General features: G+C 43.8%; 11 protein-coding genes and 1 pseudogene. 11 read left to right on the top strand and 1 reads right to left on the bottom strand.

The window, feature by feature from the left end:
- Positions 1–32 precede the first annotated feature (32 nt).
- The 3 genes from L6I86_RS27985 (at position 33) to L6I86_RS27995 (ending at position 3,331) form a co-directional block, all read left to right on the top strand.
- Positions 33–911, top strand: coding sequence for a hypothetical protein (locus L6I86_RS27985; protein ID WP_236291754.1), 879 nt, complete (start codon positions 33–35; stop codon positions 909–911).
- 192 nt (positions 912–1,103) lie between these two features.
- Positions 1,104–1,862: a response regulator transcription factor gene (locus L6I86_RS27990; protein WP_082595345.1), complete on the top strand. Its 759-nt coding sequence runs from the start codon at positions 1,104–1,106 to the stop codon at positions 1,860–1,862.
- The gene (locus L6I86_RS27995) at positions 1,853–3,331 is read left to right on the top strand and encodes a sensor histidine kinase (RefSeq protein WP_236291755.1); all 1,479 of its coding nucleotides are present in this window, start codon (positions 1,853–1,855) and stop codon (positions 3,329–3,331) included. Before L6I86_RS27990 ends, L6I86_RS27995 begins: the two co-directional genes overlap by 10 nt.
- Positions 3,332–3,441: 110 nt before the next feature.
- On the opposite strand, the gene L6I86_RS28000 is transcribed toward L6I86_RS27995, so the two are convergent.
- Positions 3,442–6,228, bottom strand: coding sequence for a family 14 glycosylhydrolase (locus tag L6I86_RS28000; protein ID WP_420851942.1), 2,787 nt, complete (start codon positions 6,226–6,228; stop codon positions 3,442–3,444).
- A 742-nt stretch (positions 6,229–6,970) separates the two neighbouring features.
- Here L6I86_RS28000 and cysD point away from each other — a divergent pair.
- From cysD to L6I86_RS28040, 8 genes and pseudogenes are all read left to right on the top strand, one after another.
- Positions 6,971–7,894 carry a sulfate adenylyltransferase subunit CysD gene (gene cysD / locus L6I86_RS28005; protein ID WP_253074980.1) on the top strand — a complete coding sequence of 308 codons (924 nt, stop codon included), beginning with the start codon at positions 6,971–6,973 and terminating at the stop codon, positions 7,892–7,894.
- Between the two features lies 1 nt (position 7,895).
- The gene (locus tag L6I86_RS28010) at positions 7,896–9,620 is read left to right on the top strand and encodes a GTP-binding protein (RefSeq protein WP_236291757.1); all 1,725 of its coding nucleotides are present in this window, start codon (positions 7,896–7,898) and stop codon (positions 9,618–9,620) included.
- A 177-nt stretch (positions 9,621–9,797) separates the two neighbouring features.
- Positions 9,798–9,983 (top strand): annotated as a pseudogene (locus L6I86_RS28015) (cell filamentation protein Fic); the annotation flags it as partial.
- A 271-nt stretch (positions 9,984–10,254) separates the two neighbouring features.
- Positions 10,255–11,508, top strand: a complete 1,254-nt coding sequence (locus tag L6I86_RS28020; RefSeq protein ID WP_236291759.1) for a carbohydrate-binding domain-containing protein — start codon at positions 10,255–10,257, stop codon at positions 11,506–11,508.
- A 97-nt stretch (positions 11,509–11,605) separates the two neighbouring features.
- Positions 11,606–13,183, top strand: coding sequence for an O-antigen ligase family protein (locus tag L6I86_RS28025; RefSeq protein ID WP_236291760.1), 1,578 nt, complete (start codon positions 11,606–11,608; stop codon positions 13,181–13,183).
- A gap of 88 nt (positions 13,184–13,271) precedes the next feature.
- On the top strand, positions 13,272–17,459 hold the full coding sequence (locus tag L6I86_RS28030; RefSeq protein WP_236291761.1) for an S-layer homology domain-containing protein: 4,188 nt from the start codon (positions 13,272–13,274) through the stop codon (positions 17,457–17,459).
- Between the two features lie 217 nt (positions 17,460–17,676).
- A complete protein-coding gene (locus tag L6I86_RS28035) occupies positions 17,677–18,282 on the top strand; it encodes an alpha/beta fold hydrolase (RefSeq protein ID WP_236291762.1) in 606 nt (201 codons plus the stop codon).
- On the top strand, positions 18,279–18,935 hold the full coding sequence (locus L6I86_RS28040; protein ID WP_236291763.1) for a M48 family metallopeptidase: 657 nt from the start codon (positions 18,279–18,281) through the stop codon (positions 18,933–18,935). The genes L6I86_RS28035 and L6I86_RS28040 overlap by 4 nt, the downstream gene beginning before the upstream one ends.
- Positions 18,936–19,025: the final 90 nt, after the last annotated feature.

Genomic DNA, 19,025 nt, shown 5'->3' on the forward strand with positions numbered 1-19,025 from the left:
GGTTCGATGAACTAGAAGGAGGAGGATGCAAAATGAAAAAAATAGGCTTGATGATCTCTCTGTTGGCTGGTGCGGCGATCGGTGTCTCAGGAATGGCTTTCGCTTTCACAGGCGGCCATGAGACGGCTGGCACCTTTCAGGAATCGTCTTTACCGGGTGGAGGCCTTGAGGTTCCTCATAATGATCGGATTCATCTTTCTACCGATAAGCAGTGGATCTCTTCGGAAGGTCACTTATCGGATCTTATTCGCCTACAGTGGACGAAAGATCGAGCGAAGCCGGCCATCGCATGGCTAGATGAGAATGGAAAAGACAAGGCGGCTATTATCGCGCATGCTAAAGCGAATAACCCGGAGCAGCACGATCATAATCATATGTCGTTTGAAACAACAATGGCACCTGATGGCAAAAATCCGAATGAGCTGTTCACGCGTCTGGAAATTCCATTCGACCAGGATGTGGCTGAAATTCGGACGCATTCCTCTAATTTCAATGTGATGGACGGGATTTTAAGAGTTGCCGGAACCGATGGTGTCAATCGTGATCTGACTTGGGCCAAAGCGGATGCTGGAAACGTGACAACACCACGCTGGGCAATGCGTGCAGATAACTCCGAAGAAACCGGAGGAAATGCCGGCTCCAATCTGCAAATTATCCGTTATTCGGATGACGGTAAAGCACTGGACAATCCGTTAACCATCAATCGCAGCAGCGGCAATATCGGCATTGGGAACTCGGATGCCAAGACCAAGCTTGATGTTAGTGATGACAGCATCCGCATCAGGAAATCGATGACGCCGGCTTCGTCTACTGCCCCTGGAGAAGTAGGGGAGATGGCGTGGGATGACGGGTTTGTCTATGTGTGTGTGGCACCTAATACATGGAAGAGAACAGCACTATCTTCGTGGTAAAAATAATTTCTTTAAGTCCTCTATTTCATAGAGGGCTTTTTTTTGAGGGATAAGCGGGGAACGCCTTGTGCGACGCGGGATCTGGCGGCATGAAATGCGCTTGCATAGCGGATTTTTGTCACTTTTTGTAAGCGGTGTCATGCAATTCCTAGTGTGTAATATAAGAAACACAAGTTCGTATACCCCCTTAAAATGGAAAAGATTGTAGAAATCTATGAGAGGATCATAGAAAGGTGTGAACCGTTTGTGACTTGGAAAGTGTTGATTGCGGATGATGATCCGAATGTGAGAGAAATCATCCGGTTATATTTCCGTCAGCAGCTCATCGAATTAATCGAAGCCCCTGACGGTGTCGCGGCCCTGACCATTTTAGCAGAAGTAAAGCCTGATATTGTGATTCTAGATGTGATGATGCCGGGGCTCGACGGTTATGAAACGTGCCGTGAGATTACCAAACGTTATGATGATGTGCCGGTCATTATGCTGACCGCGAAGAACGATGAGTTTGATCGGGTGCTAGGCCTTGAATTAGGCGCCGATGATTATATGACCAAGCCCTTCAGTCCGAGGGAGCTAGTGGCGCGGATTAAAGCGATCTTTCGTAGAATGCAGAAGGGACAGCGGGTTATTGAGGTAGATGCCCCCGTCCAATATGAGTTTGATGATTTGGTCATTCATGTGGCTCGCCGAGAGGTGCTCGCGGGGAGTGTGAAGATTGACATGCGGCCAAAGGAGTTTGAACTGCTCGCCTTTTTTGCGAAATCTCCGGGCGACGTGTTTACAAGGGAACAGCTGCTGGAGCAGGTGTGGGGATATGATTTTCTAGGCGATATGAGAACAGTGGACGTTCATATAAAAAAACTTCGTGAAAGATTAAGCCCGTGTCATCATGTTTGCATTCATACGGTTTGGGGAGTGGGCTATAAATTTGAGGTAGCTGCATGTTCCTAAATGCAAATAAAAGCATTCTCCGCAAAATGCTAACCAGCTCCATCGTTACGGTGCTTCTGGGGCTATGTGCGGTGGGGCTCGTTATTTCGATATTTGCCAAGGATTATATCGTCGACTCCAAAAGTAATGAGATGATCCGGCAAGCCAAGCAGGTGAATCTCGCCATTCAAAATCAGACGGAACCGAGTGATCGATTTAAGGAGCAGCTGCGCTTTTTCGATGAAGCCTTTGATTCGCGTATTTGGATATTTGATTTGAATGGAAACATCGTTACTACCTCTTCAAAGGATGAGGTGAACGTAGGCAAGGTCATCAGCACGGAAGTGGTAAACCAAGTCCTGAATGGTGAACCCACCATATGGAATCAATCTGATAGTTTTAAGGAAGGCATGCTTTCGATTGCCGTCCCATGGGGAAAAGACAACGACGTATACGGTGGTATCGTTCTGCATTCGCCTCTTAAAGGGATGAATGAGACGATCACTCAGCTGAGAGAAACCATCCTTTGGGTGACCCTGCTCGGTATCTTCTTTTCATTTGGTGTATCCTTCTATTTGTCCTGGTCCATTAGCCGACCTATCCAACAGATCGACAAGGCGGCAGCCAAGATTGCCATCGGTGATTACAGTGAGAGAATTCAAATCGATTCCAAGGATGAGATTGGTGAGCTTGCGACAACTATTAATCACATGGTGGAGCAGCTTGCACGCGTTGATCTGGAAAAGAGACAGCTGAATCAGCTGCGGCATGATTTTTTGGCTAATGTTTCCCATGAGCTCCGAACGCCGCTTACGGCGATGCGGGGTTTTTTGGAGGCACTTCAGGATGGTTTAATCGAAGAGGGAGCGCGGGATAAATATTACGATATCATGTACAACGAAACTCTACATATGAACCGACTAGTCGATGATATTACCGACTTAATGAAGTTGGAAAATAAGGAAATCGATCTTGTGTGGTTGCCGGTCGATGTTCAGGCGATGATGTCCAAGCTGGCCTTTAAATTCCAACCGGAAGCAGAACTTCGCGGGACGGTGATTCACTGCCTCGTGGATGAAAATTCGCCACAAGCTCACGCCGATCCGGATCGACTGGAACAAATTTTAAATAATTTGATCAAAAATGCCGTTAAGTTCACCGAGAACGGAACAATCGAATTGAAGGCGATGGCCGTTCCATCGGAAGGATGTGTCCTCATCACGGTAACCGATACGGGAATCGGTATAACACCGGAGGATCAAGGGCTCATCTGGGAGCGCTTCTTCAAAGTGGAGCGAGGCAGACCCGTGAAGCATAAAGGCTCATCCGGTCTGGGGCTTGCCATTGTGCGAGAGCTTGTCGAGCTTCACAATGGAAGCATTCGCGTGCAAAGCGATCTGGGGATCGGAAGCGCCTTTGAGGTCAGAATTCCGCTTTATGACAGCCGTCCGTATGTGCAGCCGTTGGCAAATTTAGCTGGTGTTGGATAGCTCGTATCCATCTATCGATAGAAAGACCGCAGAGAAGGGAAGTTCCTTTTCTGCGGTTTTCTGCTTTATGTTGTATTTGAAGTGGACTAAATAGTTAGAAGACGCCAAAATCACGGACCAACAGTAATGCTCCCGACACCCCCGCTTGAACTAGGAGTAAAAGTCCAAGTACCAACATTAAATAAATAATTTTGCCCATTATTGTTATCCCAAGTACCGCTGCCATTATTGAAAACAACTTCTAATTGGGAAGCCGTGCCAATATTAACGGTTATTTTGGCATAACCGCTTAATTCCGAGTTAGGCATGGCGATTCCGGGTACAGCTGTCCAAGTACCGCTTGCGGGGCGGTAGTGGATGAACGGTGTCGTGAAGCCTTTTTTGTAGTAAACGGTAACGGAGTTGCCCACAGGTGTAGGATTAGTCGTTACACTAATAGCTGCGCTGTCAGCGGACAGATTACCCGCCGCATCATAAGCTTTAACGGTATAACTATAAGCCGTGTTAGCTATTAAACCAGAATTGGTATAGCTGGTGGTAGTCGTTGTAGCTATTTTCACACCATTGCGCCAAATTTCATAGCCTGTCACACCAACTGTATCAGTGGAAGCTGACCAGCTCAGGGAGATGCTTGTATCCGTTTTACTCGTGGATGCCAGATTTGTCGGAATGCTCGGGGCTGTGGTGTCAACGCCTTGTGGTAGACCCGCTGTAATAGTTCCAACTCCGCCTGTAGAGCTAGGGGTGAAAGTCCAAGTGCCGACATTAAATAGGTAGTTTTGGCTGTTATTATTATCCCAAGTGCCACTTCCGTTATTGAAAACAGCTTCTAATTGGGAGGCAGTGCCGATAGTAATGCTGATTTTGGCATAGCCGCTTAATTCTGAATTCGGCATAGCTGTTCCTGGAGCTGTTGTCCATGTTCCTCCCGCTGGACGGTAGTGAATATATGGCGTTGCGTATCCTTTCTTATAGTAAACGGTAACAGAGTTGCCCACAGGTGTAGGATTGGTCGTTACACTAAGAGCTGCGCTGTCAGTGGATAGATTTCCTGCCGCATCATAAGCTTTAACGGTATAACTATAGGCTGTGTTAGCCGTTAAACCTGAATTGGTATAGCTCGTGGAAGCTGTTGTAGCTATTTTCACACCATTGCGCCAAATCTCATAACCCGTAACACCAACGGCATCTGTTGAAGCTGACCAGCTCAAGGAGATGCTTGTATCTGTTTTGCTCGTAGATGCTAAATTCGTAGGAATGCTTGGTGCGGTCGTGTCGACCCCTTGCGGCACTCCTGTAGTAATTGTACCTGCGGCACCATTATTACCAGGTGTGTAAGTAGAAGTACCTATGCTGAAGAAATAGTTCTGTGAGTTATTGCTGTCCCAAGTGCCGCTGCCATTGTTAAATGCGGCTTCCAATTGAGTTGCTGTACCGATGTCGATCGTGGTTTTGGCGTAGCCGCTCAACTCAGAGTCTGGAATGGCTTTCCCAGGTGCTGTTGTCCATGTACCCCCTGCTGGACGGTAGTGGACGTAAGGGGTCGTGAACCCTTTTTTATAATAAAGAGTCACCTTATTTCCTTCTGTGTTATCGTTGCCATTTTTCGTGTGATTAATGACATACTGCTTGAAACCAGCCATATTGCCATTTGCCGAACCATCACTATTAACGAGATTAGCTAGTCTCAACAGCGTGAAGCCGTTGTATCCCCATGACATGATTTTTTCTTCGATTTTTTGAAAATTGCCAGTTGGCAAAGCATTCTCACCGTTTAGTCGAACACCAAGGTTGTTGGCAATGGAAGAGACGTTATCTACCAACGTAGAAGGTTTCGAGTAGGCTGGAGCACTGCCATCATCATTCATTTCCAAAGCGGTAAATGTCAGATCCAAATTGTTGTCTTTAAATTTCTGTATCAGTGTCGTGTAATTGTAATAACCTGCGGTATTTTCAGCGCTGTGGGGAGCAGATGGATTGTTGTACTGCCAGTGGAGACCGGATATTTTAGCTCCTATACGGACACCGAATACGGCATCGAAGTTGGTATGCGCTGCAGCTGCAATGACACCAAGATGGTTTTCAAGCACACTTTGGTACCAGGTGAGGAAATCTTTGCCGTACGTTGAATTGTATCCACCTGTGGAGTAGAAGGTATCTCCATCACTTGGAGGGTTGATTTGGCTTGCGTTGGTTAAGGATAAGTTCCAAGCTTGGTTGACACCGTTCAATGAGCCGTATTTCGTAATCATGGCATTTCGAAAAGCATTTTTAGCCGTATCTGTATATACTTGAAACTTCCCTCTTGCAGGGTAGCTCCAGCCGGCCGAATTGTAGTAGGAAGGATAGCGGAGTTCACCGGAAGGCCCAGCGCTTAAATAAATTTTGGGGATTATGGACTTATAGCTTGTGAAGTTGGCAGCAAAAGAGGCAAATAATTCATTATACTGCTGTCCGATACCACTCCAAAAAGGTGAAATGGCCTCATTGTTTACATAACCAGTTTCACTTTTGTACTTCATTTCATCAGCGGTACCCTTGCTCCACAGCCAGGAGGGGATAGGAATATTGCAATCATCGCCGGGATTCCCTCCGCAAGTATGTGTGGATAAGATCGGTACCCACTTGAGTCCAGACTGACTAACAACATTGGCATACGTCGTGTAGTAGCTCCAGTCAAATTGATTATCACCTGCGGCCTCAACATCGCCCCACCACACATCAGTGGTCAATGCGTAAACGCCATTATTTTTTAAGGTAATTAATTGATTTTTAAAGGCATTCCAATCAGTGATTTTCGTCAATGGAGCCATAACTGAAGCTTTGAAATCGTTGGCTACATCAGCGGAAGCCGTATTCGAGTTGCTGAACAAGCCGAGAATTGTGCTGAAAACCAAGAAAAATCCTAATACAAGTATGCGAGCTTTCCTCCAAGCGATCGTAGATAAACTCAATTTTACCATTCTCCTTTTTGTAGCGATTTGTGGGGCTGGTGGATAAAAGGGCCTTCGAGTAGTACATGAAAGAGTTGGAGCCACATAAAAAGGAGGGCGTGTGCCGGTCATCGTGTAGGTGTGTTGGAGATGGTGAAGCGCAGAGTTTTGCAAACGTTTGCGGTTTTTATTCTAAGCGATTTCCTTGGGTTTTACAGTGGAATTTATTGTTAAAATAGGTTGATTTTGTTGACGGTAAAAGTCGGACGCTCGAGGTTTTAAGGATAATTCAGCCATAAATGAGGCCGTGCAGCCTTATGTTTACTACACAGCGAATCGTGGCATTATGGAAGGAGATACGGCCGCATTGCATATCAACTCCTATTGATTTATTGGGCGATTGAGTAACAACTTTAATTCAATATGAGCAGAATATGTAAAGTTCGTAGGGATAAAACGAACAAAAGTTCGATTTTAACGCTTTTCTGAACCCTTTCCTTCTAGGCGTGACAAAGTGGACTTTAATTGCATACAGTTAGTATTGTGCCAAGGAAAGTGATACAGTCCGAAGAGTGCGGCAATATTCGACCAAAATCACAGAAATCTTAACTTTTTCACTTTCTTCCACTTTGCATGAAAGCCACAATCTGTTAGTATATAAAGAAAGACGATAGATTTAGTAAGGATTAAAAGGAGGCACCTTTCCATGGAAAAATTGATGCTTGATTCTATAGATGAAATGACGCATCTGGATCAACTCGAGGCTGAAGCGATTTATATTATTCGAGAAGTAGCGGCGGAATGTGAAAATCCCGTAATGCTGTATTCGATCGGGAAGGATAGTTCCGTGATGCTGCATTTGGCGCTGAAAGCATTTTATCCGGAGAAGCCGCCGTTTCCTTTCATGCATATCGATACAACGTGGAAGTTTAAAGAAATGATTGAATTCCGCGATCGTAAAGCCAAAGAATTCGGAATTAAGATGATTGTTCACTCCAATCAGGAGGGGATTGATCAAGGGATCAACCCGTTCGATCATGGTTCCGCGTATACGGATATTATGAAAACCCAAGCCTTGAAAGAAGGATTGGACAAATACGGATTTACAGCTGCATTCGGCGGCGGAAGACGTGACGAGGAGAAGTCGCGCGCGAAGGAGCGGATTTTCTCTTTCCGTAATAAGAACCATGCCTGGGATCCGAAGAACCAACGACCAGAAATGTGGAAGCTTTTTAATACAAGAATCAATAAGGGTGAAAGCACACGCGTATTCCCAATATCCAATTGGACGGAAAAAGATATCTGGCAATACATTCGTAGAGAAAACATTGATATTGTGCCACTTTATTTTGCCAAAGAAAGACCTGTACTCGAACGCGACGGACATCTCATCATGGTTGACGATGATCGCATGAAGCTCGAACCTCATGAGAAAATTGAAATGAAGAAGATGCGGTTTCGTACATTAGGCTGCTATCCTCTTACGGGCGGAGCCGAGTCGGAGGCGAATACGATAGATGCCATTATTGAAGAAACGCTTGGTGCGGTCTCATCCGAACGGACAACGCGGGTAATTGACCAAGAAGCGGCGGGAAGTATGGAAAGACGTAAACGGGAGGGTTATTTCTAAAATGAAAAGTCTGCTTAAATTTATTACTTGCGGAAGTGTAGACGACGGAAAATCCACCTTAATCGGACATATGCTATATGAAGCCAAGCTATTATTCGCCGACCAGGAAAGAGCGTTGGAGCTGGATAGCAGATTAGGCAGCCGCGGCGGCAAAATTGACTATTCCTTGCTTCTAGATGGGTTGCTTGCAGAGCGCGAACAAGGGATTACGATTGATGTGGCTTATCGGTATTTTACGACAGACCACCGTTCGTTCATTGTAGCGGATACACCTGGGCACGAAGAATATACCCGTAACATGGCCGTAGGCGCATCTTTTGCTGATCTGGCTATCATTCTTGTGGACGCCAAGAAAGGGGTTATTACCCAAACCAAGCGCCACACTCGGATTTGTGCACTTATGGGTATTAAACATCTTGTTTTAGCTGTGAACAAAATGGATTTAGTGGGTTTTGATCCTAAAATATTCGATGCAATCAAACAAGAATTCTTGCAGTTGACTGCTGAGTTCAACTTTGAAAGCATTCAGGTGATCCCTGTTTCTGCCACAGAAGGGGATAACATTACGAAAAAATCGCCAAATACGCCTTGGTACGAAGGCCTTGCCTTGTTGCCATATTTGGAAAATGTGGACGTTCATCAGAACGACAATGCAAAGCAATTTATGATGCCGATTCAGCGTGTATGCCGTCCGGATCATACATTCCGCGGTTTCCAAGGCCAAATTGAGGCTGGGCGTATCGCAGTTGGCGATGAGCTGACAACGTTGCCTAGTCATGAGAAGGCGAAAGTCAAACGGATCCTCGTGGGAGACCAAGATCGCGATTATGCCTATGCCGGACAGCCCGTAACCATTCAATTGGATCGAGAAGTCGACGTTTCGCGGGGCTGCGTATTCACGAAGGATAGTCAGCTTCAAGAGGCGGACCGTTTTAGTGCTACGATTCTTTGGATGGATGATTCTGTACTGACGCCAGGCAAGAACTATCTGGTCAAAGTAGGAACGAAAATCCTGCCAGGTACCGTAACGGCCATTACGCATAAAATTGATGTTAATACGGGAAAAACGGTGACAACCAATCATATTGTCAAAAATGAATTGGCCAAATGTGAGTTTTCTTTATCTGACGCTATCGTTATTGATTCTTTTGAACAAAATAAAAGCATAGGCGGATTTATTCTGATCGATCGTGTCACCAATATGACATCGGCTTGCGGAGTGATTGAGCAAATCCTTCAAAGCTCCGACAATGCTCTACAGTTAGATACGGAAATCACCAGAGAAGTTCGTGCTCAGCAAAAAGGTCAGAATCCTTTGACCCTTTGGTTCACTGGTTCGGTTTCAGAGCAATCGGCCCTTGCGAAGGAAGTCGAAAAACGTTTGGTATCGACAGGGCACCATACCATGTTACTGGGGAATGGCCATGGAGAATCGTTGCAGCGATTAGCGGAGATTGCGAAATTGATGAACGATGCTGGACTTATTGCATTAGTATCAAATGATTCCTTAAACGGTAACGACCAAGAAACTGCGCGTGAGATCATTGGCAAAGAGTATTTTGAGGTTTATGTTGCAGGCAACTCGAGCAATGATATACCTGGGAATCCGGAAATTGTAATTGATCTAAGCAAGCTTTCAACCGAAGAAGCTGCAAATAATGTCGTGAAACGTATTATTAAATATTTAATCAATGAGAGCAGTGTTGGACAATTTCTTAATTTCTAATGCAAACATATCCCTACATCACCGTGAATCGTGATGTAGGGATTTTTTTACGGTGGCATGAGAATAAATGAGAAGCGCAACCACCCCCAACAAATATGAAGCGGAATTTCAGTCACTCCTGAGTAATTATTATTTACTGTGATATAATGGTAATAAAAGTATGCGGGGAGGGGCAGCGTGAACTTTTCAAAAATAGATCTATTAAAAAATGAATTAGATGGATTGCGTCCTCTGCCAACGGCTGCTGTAAGAAATTTGGAGCAAGTATATAGAGTCGAATGGACGTACAACTCTAATGCGATTGAAGGTAATACATTAACACTATTAGAAACTAAATTAGTTCTAGAAGAAGGATTAACAATTGTACCGACTGTGTTGAAGATAGTTTGCAAAAGTACATTGGTGCGGTAAAGTGACTTTTGCTATTTAATTTATATAAACAAGATTAACAGCTAGAAAAGGAATATAAATTCCTTTCTCAAGCTGTTTTTTTGTTTTTTAAGAGAATGTTAGGACTCGTTATTTAAGTTTGATTTAAGTAATCTGCATTATGATTTACATATGTCAGGAAGCGATAATGCTTTTTGGATATTAATCAGATGATGACTACTTCATATACGAGGAGTGTTAATTCATGAAAAACAAAAACCTGAAAAGCCTAAGGGTCATTACTTTGGCCGCATTACTTAGCGTAGCAGCGGTGGGCTGCTCTAACGCACAAGTCGGTAGCGAGGACGCTACTACTCCTGCAACTACACAAACAGCAACTTCGACCGTATCGTCAACAACTTCATCAACAGCAACAGCAACATCAACTTCCAAAGCTTCCGTTCAAGACAAATCGAATTTATTCAGTGATCGGGATTTAGAACAGTCGGCGGATCTAGCAACGGCCACACCAATGAAATTGGAAAGCAATCAAGATGTGACACTGAATAAGGAAGGCATTTATGTTTTAAGCGGTGAGGTAGAAAATGTGACGGTAGTAGTTGATGCTGCCGAGGAGGCAAAAGTTCAAATCGCTCTTGACGGTGTCAGTATAACCAATGAAGATTCACCTGCCATTTATGTGAAAGCAGCAGATAAAGTCTTCGTTACATCCACTGGCAGTAAGAACCATATGGAGGTTTCCGGAAGTTATGTGGCGGATGGAGATACCAATGTGGATGCCGTCATTTTCTCTAGAGCAGATATGACCCTGAATGGAACAGGAACCTTAGACATTGTATCCAAAAAAGGTAATGGTATTTCTTCAAAAGATGACCTCAAAATTACTGGAGGCGTGTATACCATTCAGTCATTTGCGGATGCTGTAGAGGCCAATGATGCCATTCTTATCAATGATGGAACGATTACAATAGATTCAGATAAGGATGCCCTGCATAGCGAAAACGATGAGGATGCTTCTAAAGGATATATCTATATTGAAGGCGGCACATTAAATATCTCCGCTGCCGATGATGCCATCCGTGGCAACAGCTTTGTTCAAATCGATGGCGGCATCATTAACATAAAGACAAGTGAAGAAGGCATCGAGGCCAACAATATTAAGGTGAATGATGGGCAGATTACGTTATATGCAAATAATGATGGCATTAATGCCTCATCCAAAGTTAATTCTGATGTGTCGATTGAAGTCAATGGCGGTACCATTGATGTTAGTATGGCTAGCGGTGATACGGATGCATTTGATTCAAATGGTGATCTCTATATCAATGGAGGAACCATTAACGTAAAAGCAGCCTCCGCCTTTGACTCGGATGGTACAGCGCAATTAAATGGCGGTAATGTTACGGTCAATGGAGAAAAAATCACTCAAATTACCCAATCACGCGGGGGTGGTGGAGGTCGAGGCGGGTCAGGTGGCGGCAAAGGAATGCGCCAATAGCAATAGCAAAAACGGAAAAGATCAGCCTCAGAGATAATGCTCTGAGGCTTTTTTTAGTTATTCCACCGTTCAATTTAGAGAAGAGTTCTCCTCATCATTGATCGAATATGTTAAGATTTATTTTACTGTGAAGCACGCTACAACGATCGGGGGACTAAACATCCACAATTTTATTTATATTGTCATTGTCCTCTTTTTTGGGTTTGGAGTCTTAAACGAAGGCTATCTCTACGAATTAAATTACTTAGTCGCCACTACCTTTTTGCTAGCTGCATGGCTGATCGTCAGCTTTACCCTGAAGCAGCTGCGCCTGCATCTCATGCATTTGTTTGTCGTTGTTCTCGTTTTATTTTACTGGGCTAGTGTGTTTATCGCGACAGATAGGGAGCAGGCTATTTTAGAGGCGATCAAGATTACGGCCATGCTGCCCTTTTCATATCTCCTTGCCAACCTGACCCAAGAACAACTGATGAAGCTGTTCAGATGGATGCCATACATGGGGGCATTTCTCGTAGTTGTAGGGATCGTCTTTCAGCTTGAAAGACAGAATCGATTAGAATCGACGATCGGCTATGCCAATACGCTAGCGATTATCTTGCTCATTTCTTTATTAATAACTCTCTTTTTTTATATCCAAAATGCTCGTAAGAGTGATCTTATTCTGATGGTGTTTCAAGCATGTGGGCTGCTGCTCACCTTTTCCAGATCGGTCTGGGTGCTTTGGTTAGTGTCATTAGCCTCACTTGCCTTATTTCTAGAGTTCCGAAAGCGAGACATTTGGCTAAAAATAGTGGCTGTCCACCTGACGAGTTTTATAGTGACGGCGCTATTAAAAAGGGATATTTTGTTTTTTTGGTCAAGGGTTAAATCAATTCAGCCCGAAACCTCTGAGTTCCGATTGAGACTCGTTTATTGGAGAGACAGCCTTCCGATAATTCGTGATCATTTTTGGATAGGGACCGGTGGAGGTGGATGGGGTGTGCTGCAGAATCAGTATCAATCTGAGGCTTATTTTGTTCGTTTTGTTCATAATCACTATCTCCAGTTAGCGCTCGACATCGGTGTTGTGGGAGCCTTACTGTTCATTGTCGGTGTTCTGATCTTCTATTATAGAAGTTCTATTCTGTTAAAAACGATGAAGGCTTCAGATGCAGACTCTTCCGGTCTATGGGTGAAGGGGATTATGCTAATAAGCACGGTACTGCTGCTTCATGCTGGATTTGATTTTGACTTTAGTTTCCTTCTTATCTTTGCGATCTTTCTCGTGTTTATTGCGTTCATGATGGTGCAAAGCCCCGATTTCGCTCATGTAAGTTGGGGGACATCGACGATTGGAAAAGTGATGCTATCGATTGTCTTGGTGGCGATGTTATTCGGTACGACCTGGGTTGCGGTAGGGAAATACATCCAGACAAGGGGCCAGAACAGCGTTGCTGCGGGAGATATAGAATCGGCGATTCTAGCATATTCGGTTGTACAAAAAATGCTGCCATGGTCAGCATCTGCCTATTACGACGCAGCGAAGGTATATGTAATAAGTGGTAACCAGACAGGAGATCGCAATGACTATCTATCAGCCAAGTCTCAAATTGAACAGGCCATGCATCGCGTACCCGATGAGGTAGTGTATAAGCAGTTAAATGATGAACTTTATCAAAAATTAATGAAGGAATAAAATGGTTGGCCTAGATGATTATATCTTTTATGGTATAATCATTTTTGTTATATTACCCTATTACTATTAAAGAGGTGGCTCACTCGTTATGACGTCTTGGAAACCTATTTTCCAAAAGATTAGCCTTGCATTATTTGTAATATTTATTCTCCAAATTAGTTTGCCGACGGTTTCGTATGCGTTTTCAGGTTTTTTTGGTTATTCGGCGCAGGACGGGAAATTACGAGGATACGTCTATGTGAAGGATCCTACTAAGGTAAAGGTGGATGTAATGCAGAATGGATCCGTAACTTCCATTACTTATGATGGAGATAAGGTGAAGGAATCCAATTTTTACAATCCTTACTACTGGTATGATGACCTAAATCAAAAGTTGAAAAATGTGAATATAACGCCATTTGGCTATATATCCAGCACGGCTCCTACGAAGATTGTTGCGTCGGATGGTCTAACCTCGCAGGAATTTACCAAAGTTGTAGATGTAAACGGGGATGTCCGTTATTTTGGAGATAATACTAGACTTGGGTATTACCGTATTACAGGTAAGCAGTACTTAGCGGCTTTAGATGCAAATCATGCGATAGCACCATATAGCGATCTTGTTAGTTTTACGCCTGCTAGTACTGACTCCAATGCTATTCAACTAGATTTACCAAAGGTTGATAATCAATCCGTTATTGATTTTACAAAACTTGCGGTTTCAGATTTTAAACTGCGTGATGACACGACAGGTAATAGTCTGACCATAACCAATATCAATAGAATTTCAGGATATGAGCAACTTGTGCAACATCCAAATATATATTTAAATAGCATTGTCACCCTAGAAACTTCAGAGTTTATGATAAAGGATCATAGCTATACGTTGAGTTTATCTTCTTCAAGTAGTGGGAATGAGTTAAAACTGCCTGTCGAAGGAATATATTCGTTTGATCTTACTCTGGGATATGTAAAAGGGCAATACACCGTTGAAAAGGGCAACGAATACTTCTTCGAAGGTCACAATGCTACTTATTTTGATAATGTCCAGCTCAGAAGTGGTCCGCAGTTAAAGTCGAACGCTGAATATATGGCTGTTGGTCAAGAAATTGATTTTAAACTATTTAATAAGTTTGCTGATGGCTCTTCGGAGGAAGCAACGAACTATGAAATTTTCGCATTAGTTTACTCTAATCCAGCACAGAAGGCTATTTCTTTTGATAGTACGACCAAGAAAATTACAGCCCTTAATCAGGGGGCAGCAACCTTTGCTTTGAAATATAATGGTGCTACTTATGCCTTTACGGTTACGGTTTCTGCTTTAAATGTAGGCGGAGGAGGAGGAGGAGGAGGACCAGTTCTAGTCCCAGGAACAGGAGGGGGAGGTTACTTCCAATTCTCATTTGAAGATCAAGATCTAACACGTGGCCAAATCCATCCAAAGATATCTTGGGCGACTTCTTCGGAACCAAACTATTCCGGCTATGAACTAACCTTTTCTGACATAAATAAAGCGGCAATCGGGCAATCAAGAAGTGTGACAAAGCAAGAAGCCATAAATAATCAATATAAAGTGGATATACCAACTAATACTTTACCGTCAGGTGCTGTATTTGTGAACTTGTTCCCGAAGGATTTATCGGGTCAAATAGGATCAGAAGTATATACTACGCAAATCTATGACAATACATCCAATAGCCCAATCCTACCTGGTGGCAATTCAACAATACCAGCGCCTGTGTTACGGGATGTGTCTTTTAAAGATCAAGATACCAAAATAGGAACCCTAGCGGGAACAATCCTGTGGTATGACGCATCCACGGAACCTTCACCTGCCACGTCCTACAGCCTTTATTTTGTCGACGCCAATAATGCAAAGTTGAAACCTATTGCAGAAATACCGAAAACGAATTTGAGACGAATCTTTCAAGGTGTAGACCTGCCGAGTTACGAAGTCATATTCCCTAGTGGCTATCCGATGCCAAGCGGAGCGCAAAGAATCGGTATTTATGGCAAGAATGAGCAGGGCGAGAGTTCGCAAGGAACTTATTTCGGATTTTGGGATATAACAGCAGGAACATTAGGAAATGATTATTTTGAAGATGCTGATAATCGTGCTGGTCATATCAATGGTACGTTACGTTGGGCGCCGATGCTGAATGAAGCCAATATCGTAAGCTATGTGGTGCAATTCCTTGGCACATTATTTGAACCTCTTGGCACTCCCTTTGCAAAATTGAATAAAGGTCAGCAACAATATAGTGTTTCTATGCAAGGAGATCAAATTCCAGCGAACGCCAAGCTAATTGAACTGCGAGCGCGAAATGCAGACGGACAAGAATTGCTTGTGGGCCGATATACGATTGCCGATAATGTGCTGGGAGAAGTGCCTAGCTCCACATTTGTTGAGCAGCTTCCTGGAATGATTCAAACCCGGAATACCGATCTTGATGGTGAAGCGGGAGAAATTGGAGGAGACGTATATTTCTTTGCTGATTTTTCTACAGTGAATACACCGATTTCACGCTATGATGTTTATTTTACGAATGATCAATTGAAGAAAATCAAACCTATCCTGAGCCTGCCTAGAAATAATGTAGGTGAGTACCACACCAGTATTCCTATGAACACCCAAATACCAGACGGTGCAACAAAGCTTGCGATCTATGGCGTTACGCCAACGGGAGAGAGTCTGCCGACAATCATGAATTTAGAAGATCGGATCTACAGTCCTTCTCTCTTGCTTACACAGATTAACATTACAAATAATAAATCAGACAAGGAAGATTCGATTACTATAACGGGGCTGCAAGAGTATGATGTTGTGAGTGTGTACCGTGATGCGAATTCGATAAATCCATTTTTGACAGGTTCAGTTTTGGGGCAGAACGCTTCTTCCATTACATTCATAGTTCCTCAGCTAGGGACAGAAGCAGGGAGTTTGTATGTTGCGCTTCAGCGCAATAATGGCACTAGAAGCCTCAAAGTGAAAAAAGACTACGATAAGGAACCTGCACCCGCTGGCGGCGGAGGCGGCGGAGGCGGCCCGGCTGAATCATTCAAATGGGACATCGTCAATCAAAATGGTAACATCCGTATTACATCTAGCGTAGATGCTGTTCAATTGAAAAAACTTGCAGAAGAACAAGCTAAGTCTGGGAATCGGGAGATTACTATTGACGTCAAGACCAACGCAGATGGATATGACTTCCAAATCACGGCAGGTTTATTAGAAGAAGTTACAAGTAAGCAGAAAGAAGCTGTATTAGTTTTCAATACAACTGTAGGAACAGCCCGGATTCCTTTTGCTCTACTTCAAGAAGCAGTCGATGCGAATGGTGGAACCGATGCTATGAGCCTTAAGATCAGTGTGGATGGTCTGCGGGTTGCAGAGCAACAAGCGTTGGAGAAAACGATCGCTACTATCGGCGGATCAAGTGTAGGTAAAGCATTATCCTATGAACTCACGCTGATGGATAGTAATAAAACAGTTGCGAACATTGATACGTTTTCCGAGTTTGTGGGGCATGTGATTCTATTGCCGAAAGATTTGAAACTGAATCCTGGTGAAAAGCTTAATGGAGCTGTTTGGGATACTAGTACTAACACGCTAATATCTGTCCCAATGAGCATTACTTTGGACAAAGAGGGCAAACCCGCCATCGCAACGCTATGGCGTAAAGGTAACTCGATTTATACCGTGTATAAAGCAAAAAAACAGTTTGCAGATGTGCAAAATGACTATTTTGCCAAAGCAGATATTGAGTCCTTAGCAGCTAGTGGTGTTATCCAAGGGTTCGAAGATGGCTCTTTCCGGGCGGAGGCGAGTGTTACCCGTGCAGAGTTTGCAACACTTCTTGTAAGAGGCCTTGGATTGAAAACAATCAACAGCGCACTTAAAGATTTTACGGATGTGAACGATAAGGATTGGTTTAGTCAGGCTGTCTATACAGCTGTAGGTGCAGGCTTTATCCATGGTTATGAAGATGGCACTTTCCGTCCAACGCAAAGCATTACGCATCAAGAAGCGGTTACGATGATCAGTAATGCGCTGAAATTTATTAATGCTACTACGAAGCTTAATGAATCTGAGCGTACAAAGTACGTGCAGCGTATGAAGGAATTATCTTTGCAAGTAGATGAGTGGGCAAGTGATGCGACAGCATTGGCTTTAAAATTGAATATTTTGAATGTATCGATTGGATTTTCTTTTGGAAAAGATGCGGCAACAACCCGTGGACAAACGGCAGTATTGCTTAATAAGCTACTACAGAATGCGGCTTGGCCAGCAAATTAGTAAAGCTTTAAACAAAACACACTTGATATCCAAGTGTGTTTTGTTTGCATTCTGTCTTTATTTCGTAGATCATTATAAAATATCACTCACAACCAACCTACGGAGGTCGACACATGCAAAAGTGGCTCAGAACCACGCTAATTTCATTTCTTTCCCTTGTTCTTATACTCGCAGTAGCATTTCTAATTTATGCGTCTAATTATATCATGCTGTTGACGTGTCCAAGGACGCCTTGGTCAATGAAAAGACAATCACGACAGATGGAAAGCTCACGATTCTTTCGCCATCAACGCCGAGCGAGACAGGTTTCATTTTCTATCCTGGCGGAAAGGTTGAACATATTGCTTATCTACCCATGCTGGAGAAATTACGTCAAAACGGCATCACCTGTGTGCTGGTTGATATGCCTTTTAACCTTGCGTTTTTGAATAGCAATGCCGCTGATAACGTGTTTGGAAAACTTCCCGAAATCAAAAACTGGTATATCGGTGGACATTCGCTAGGCGGAGCAATGGCGAGCAATTACGCTTCTAAGCATCAAGATCGGATCAAGGGGCTAGTCTTACTTGGCGCCTATATCTATGGGGACATTCCGCCGAGTAATGCACTAACCGTATATGGCTCGCTGGATGGTGTATTGGACAAATCGAAGATAACCTACCAAGAGAATGTGTTCGTTGTCGAAGGTGGCAACCATGCGCAATTCGGGAATTACGGTCCTCAAAAAGGCGATGGAACGGCGACGATCTCAAGTGAACAGCAGCAAAAGGAAACTGTTAATCACATCATTGAATTTATAAAAAGGAAAGATAAGTCCAAATGAAAATCGAACTCGATAACACAACCATAGACGTCAACGTCCAATATGCCATTCGTAAGAAGCTCTACATCCACATCGATGACACGGGCTTTATCACGGTCAAAGTTCCCAACGACACCAGTCAGAAGCAAATCATCAACGCTGTGCAACAACACAGCAAGTCGATCCTAGACAAGCTAAACGCCATCGCCAAAGCGCGGCAACCCATTCCCAAAGTCAGAGAATATGAAGACGAAGGCAAGTTCCTTCATCTTGGGAAATATTATTTCCTCCACGAGTTAATCGAAACGAATGGTCTCTCGCAGGACGAGTTGAAAATTAACCTGAAGAAGTTCTATTTTGCGAGCTGCAAGAAGGTTGTTGCGGAGCGCATTAAAACCTACCAAACCCAGCTGAAAGTCAAACCCAAGACGATCGAAATCGATGAGTCGAGAACGAAGTGGGGGAGCTGCAGCTCGGACAAAAAGCTAACCTTTAATTACCGTCTAGCCATGGCACCGGTCGATGTGATCGACTACGTCATCGTTCACGAGCTATGCCATCTCCTGCATATGAATCATGATCGCTCTTTCTGGCGACGTGTAGGCAGTATAATGCCGAATTTTAAAGAAAAGGAAGCCTTCCTAGCTCGGTACGGCCAGGCGATGACGCTGTGAGCAAACTTTCACCCACGGTGTTATCGGCGCCACTTAAACGAACATCAGATTTGTCCAGATCTCTTATCGGTTTTCTCCATGGTAGGCTAG

The organism is Paenibacillus allorhizoplanae (genome assembly GCF_927798215.1).
GTDB classification, from domain to species: domain Bacteria; phylum Bacillota; class Bacilli; order Paenibacillales; family NBRC-103111; genus Paenibacillus_E; species Paenibacillus_E allorhizoplanae.